The organism is Mesorhizobium sp. M7A.F.Ca.CA.002.05.1.1, assembly GCF_003998335.1.
In the GTDB taxonomy this organism is placed as follows: domain Bacteria; phylum Pseudomonadota; class Alphaproteobacteria; order Rhizobiales; family Rhizobiaceae; genus Mesorhizobium.
In genome coordinates, this window is the sequence record NZ_RZQI01000577.1 from 1 (window position 1) to 3,950 (window position 3,950).

General features: G+C 62.7%; 5 protein-coding genes. 3 read left to right on the forward strand and 2 right to left on the reverse strand.

What is annotated here, in order from left to right; translation table 11 throughout:
* The coding region (locus EN939_RS38605) for a hypothetical protein (protein WP_206528327.1) at positions 1 to 197 on the reverse strand (197 nt) is incomplete at its 3' end.
* On the opposite strand from EN939_RS38605, the gene EN939_RS24305 reads away from it, so the two are divergent.
* Together EN939_RS24305 and EN939_RS24310 are read left to right on the forward strand one after the other, a co-directional pair.
* Positions 185 to 1,369 (forward strand): FIST signal transduction protein, encoded by a 1,185-nt coding sequence (locus EN939_RS24305; protein ID WP_127270230.1) that lies wholly within the window; start codon positions 185 to 187, stop codon positions 1,367 to 1,369. The two genes, EN939_RS38605 and EN939_RS24305, sit on opposite strands and share 13 nt — an antisense overlap.
* A gap of 15 nt (positions 1,370 to 1,384) precedes the next feature.
* Positions 1,385 to 2,725 carry a hybrid sensor histidine kinase/response regulator gene (locus tag EN939_RS24310; RefSeq protein WP_127270232.1) on the forward strand — a complete coding sequence of 447 codons (1,341 nt, stop codon included), beginning with the start codon at positions 1,385 to 1,387 and terminating at the stop codon, positions 2,723 to 2,725.
* A gap of 38 nt (positions 2,726 to 2,763) precedes the next feature.
* Here EN939_RS24310 and EN939_RS24315 read toward each other — a convergent pair whose 3' ends face one another.
* The gene (locus EN939_RS24315) at positions 2,764 to 3,447 is read right to left on the reverse strand and encodes a response regulator (protein ID WP_027039066.1); all 684 of its coding nucleotides are present in this window, start codon (positions 3,445 to 3,447) and stop codon (positions 2,764 to 2,766) included.
* A gap of 174 nt (positions 3,448 to 3,621) precedes the next feature.
* Between EN939_RS24315 and EN939_RS24320 the strand changes: the two genes are divergently transcribed.
* Positions 3,622 to 3,950, forward strand: a 329-nt coding sequence (locus tag EN939_RS24320; RefSeq protein WP_206528328.1) for a fumarylacetoacetate hydrolase family protein, incomplete at its 3' end; no start/stop codon positions are given.

The window sequence follows — 3,950 nt, forward strand, 5'->3', positions numbered from 1 at the left end:
GCACATCGGACAAAAAACAGCACGTCGCAAACGCGGAACATTGTACTTTCGGTCATGGCCGCGCCCAAACATGCGGTGCCGGTGGCCCCATTGCCAAACCGCCGATTGAAGGCAACAATGTCGGTCGACGCCCGCGCGCCAGAAGCATTTAAAAACAGCCGCGCACAAAAAAGCGTCGGAGGAAATGCGGAGAACATCGCTGGCCAATTCACAGACGCGCTATGCATGCGGCCTGTCGGCGCTCACTACGGACGAGCCCGACATGGAGGCGTTCGCCAAGGCGATCGCACTGGAAGCAGCCGCCATCGACGCAGGCTTTGCCCTGCTGTTCTTTTCCCAGAGCCTGGTCGAAGCCAGCGCCCTTTCCCAGGCGCTCATGACCCACGCACCGGCGCTCCACCACGCCGGCTGTTCGACTGCCGGCGAGATCACGCCGCAAGGTCTCGAGGATGGCCATGTGCTGGCCATGCTGCTTCCGTCCACCGCGTTCACCGCCGTCAGCGTGATGGTCGAAAATCTGTCCTCGTCGGGTATGGACAGGATCACCGGCGAGGTGGAGACCCTGCGGCGATCGCTGCGCGCGCGCCCTGGTTGCGATCGGACCAAAGGCACTTTCGCGCTCTGCTTCATCGACGGGCTCTCTTATGCCGAAGAAGCGGTGAGTTCAGCCATCCACTGGGGCCTCGACGACATTCCGCTGCTTGGCGGCTCCGCCGGCGACGATCTGAAATTCGAGACGACGCGCCTGATCTCGAACGGCAAGGTCACCTCCGACAGCGCCATCATCGTGCTGATATCGACCGAAATTCCCTTCCATGTCTTCAAGACCGACAATTTCGTTCCCACCGATGAAAAACTGGTGGTGACGGCTTCCGATCCCGATCACCGCATCGTGCGCGAGTTCAATGCCACCAATGCGGCGCAGGAATATTCCGCGTCCGTCGGCATCGTCGCGCAGATGCTGACGCCACTGAGCTTCGCCTCGCATCCCGTGGTGGTGAAGGTGGGCGGCCAATATTATTGCCGGTCGATCCAGAAGATGCATGCCGACGGCTCGCTGTCGTTCTTCTGCGCCATAGACGATGGCGTTGTGCTGTCGATCGCTCAACCCAAGGACATGGTCGAATCGACGCGCGCCGCCCTGCGCGATGTCGAGGAGAGGCTTGGCGGTATCGACATGATCCTCGGCTTCGACTGCGTGCTGCGCCGGCTGGACGCGCGCAATCGGCAGGTATTTCGCGAGATCTCGGAACTCTACCGGGTCAACAATGTCATCGGCTTCGGCACCTATGGCGAACAGTACCGGTCGATGCATCTGAACCAGACTTTCACCGGCATCGCCTTTGGCGAGCGCCAGGCGGCGGAATAGGACGGCGCAAACAAGATGCCGCTGAGGGACATAAACGATCTTGAAAAGCTGAAGAAGATCAACGCGGCACTGGTCAGCCGCGTCGAGCGCTCTATGGACCAGCAAGGCAACGCCTTTTCGCTGTTCCAGACCGCGATCTCGCTGGAAAACCGGGTGCGCACCCGCACCGAGGAACTGCACTCGACCTTGCGCCGGCTGGAGCAGTCGAACATCGACCTCAGCGCCGCCAAGGAAAACGCCGAACTGGCGAACCTGTCGAAAACCCGTTTCCTCGCCGCTGCCAGCCACGACGTGCTGCAGCCGCTGAACGCGGCCCATCTCTCGGTTTCGGCGCTCGCCGAAGTTCAGACCAGTGACGAGGGCAAGAAACTGGTGCGGCAGGTCGAGCGCTCGCTGGAGACGATGGAGGACCTGCTTAGAACCCTGCTCGACATCTCAAAGCTCGATGCCGGCGTGGTGCAGCCCGACATAGGCGACGTCAGCCTGGAGGCGCTGTTCTCGTCGCTCCGCTCGGATTTCCTGCCGGTGGCGGAGATGAAAGGCCTGTCGCTGAAATTCCGGCCGGTCCACGCCGTGGTCCGCTCCGACCGCACGCTGCTGCGCCGCATCCTGCAGAACATTCTTTCCAACGCGCTGGGCTATACACGCTCGGGCGGCGTGCTTGTCGGCACCAGACATCGCGGCGACACCATCCGCATCGACGTCGCCGATACGGGCTGCGGCATTCCCGACGACCAGCGCGAGGCGGTGTTCGAGGAATTCCATCGCGGCACCTCGCCGGCCAATGCCGAACTGGACGGTGGCGGTCTCGGGCTCGGGCTCGCCATCGTGCGCCGCATGGCCAGCGCGCTCGGCCATCCCGTGACATTCTCGTCGAAGGTCGGACGCGGCACGATCTTCCACATCGATGTTCCGGTCGGCATCGGTGCGCCAGCCGATGCCATCGCCAGCGTTGCCGACATGGAACGGCCGCGCGGCTATGGCCTGTTCGGCACCAAGGTGCTGCTGGTCGAGAACGATATCGAGGTGCTGCAGGCCATGACCTTCCTGCTCGAACGCTGGCAATGCCTGGTGCGGGCCGCGACCTCGACCGACGATGCGCTCGACATGCTTGGCGACACCGACTGGGTGCCCGACATCGTCATTGCCGACCAGCATCTCGACGGCGGCGATCTCGGTACCACGACCATCGCTGAAGTCCGCGACTATCTCGGCCGCGCCGTGCCGGCGCTGATCGTCACCGCCGACAGTTCGGAAGCAGTCGCCAAAGCCGCCCGCTCCGGCGGCATCGAACTGATGCGCAAGCCGCTGAAACCGGCACAACTAAGGGCGCTGCTGGCGCATTTGCTGGCTTAGCTGGTCATTTATCTCCAGAGGGCCGAGCGCAGCAAAGCTCAAAATCCCGCCTGGTCCCGAAACAGCTCCGCATTGTCCAGCTTCGACACCTCGATCACCGCCTGCGTGCGGCTATAGACATTGAGCTTGCGCAATATCTCCGAGACATGCGCCTTCACAGTCGTCTCGCCCACCTGCAGCTCGTAGGCGATCTGCTTGTTGAGGAGACCCTGGCGCAGCATCTGCAGCACGCGCAATTGCTGCGGCGTCAGCGTCGACAGGCGCTGCACCATGTCGGCGCGGTCGACGCTTTCGGCGTCCGGCGTGCGGCCTTCATAGGTTTCCGGCACATAGATCGCGCCTTCCATCACCGAGCGTATGGCGGCGGCGAGGTCGCTCTTGCGCGCCGATTTCGGGATGAAGCCGGCAGCGCCGTAGGACAGCGCCTCAGAAATGATCTTCGGCTCCTCATAGCCTGAGACGATGACCACGGGCAGGCGCGGATAGCGGGTCCGGAGTTGCAGCAGCCCGTCAAAACCGTGCACGTCGGGCATCGAGAGGTCGAGAAGCGCGAGGTCGAACGGCTTGGCATCGGCCAGAAGATCGAGCGCCTCGGTGATCGAGCGCGCCTCCACCGTGTCGACTTCCGGATAGGCCATCTGCACGGCGCTGTGCAGCGCCTCGCGAAACAGCGGATGGTCGTCGATGATCAGGAACCGGGCGCGATCGTGGGTTGCGGTCATGGGGTTCATTTCAGTTCGTGAGCGATTAGAATAACCTCTCCACCATGGCCAGATTATTGCCAAATAGTATATCGCCATCTCCGGCGGAAAGTGCCGCCGGCACTTTCTCGACCAAATCGCCTTGTCCAGGCCCTAAATCGGTCGAATGTTCCGGCAACCAAGCAGAGACCCTTGATGACAGAATTCGTCCTTCCCCTGCCCGCAACCGCATCGGTGGCCGTCGCCGGTTCGTCCGATCGTTTTGCGGTGCGCCGTATCTACTGCGTCGGCCGCAACTACGCGGCGCATGCCCGCGAATTCGGCAATGACGAGCGTGATCCGCCCTTCTTCTTCACCAAGCCGGCCGACGCGGTGGTCGATTCCGGCACCGCTATCCCCTACCCGCCGCTGACGGCCAATCTGCACCACGAGATCGAACTGGTGGCCGCGATCGGCAAAGCCGGCTTCCGCATTCCCCGCGACAAGGCGCTGGACCATGTCTGGGGCTATGGTGTCGGCATCGA

Excerpts from the sequence above, each read along its gene's own strand:
- EN939_RS24315 (WP_027039066.1), bottom strand. The coding sequence starts at position 3,447 with ATGACCGCAACCCACGATCGCGCCCGGTTCCTGATCATCGACGACCAT.
- EN939_RS24305 (WP_127270230.1), top strand. The coding sequence starts at position 185 with ATGCGGAGAACATCGCTGGCCAATTCACAGACGCGCTATGCATGCGGC.
- EN939_RS24310 (WP_127270232.1), top strand. The coding sequence starts at position 1,385 with ATGCCGCTGAGGGACATAAACGATCTTGAAAAGCTGAAGAAGATCAAC.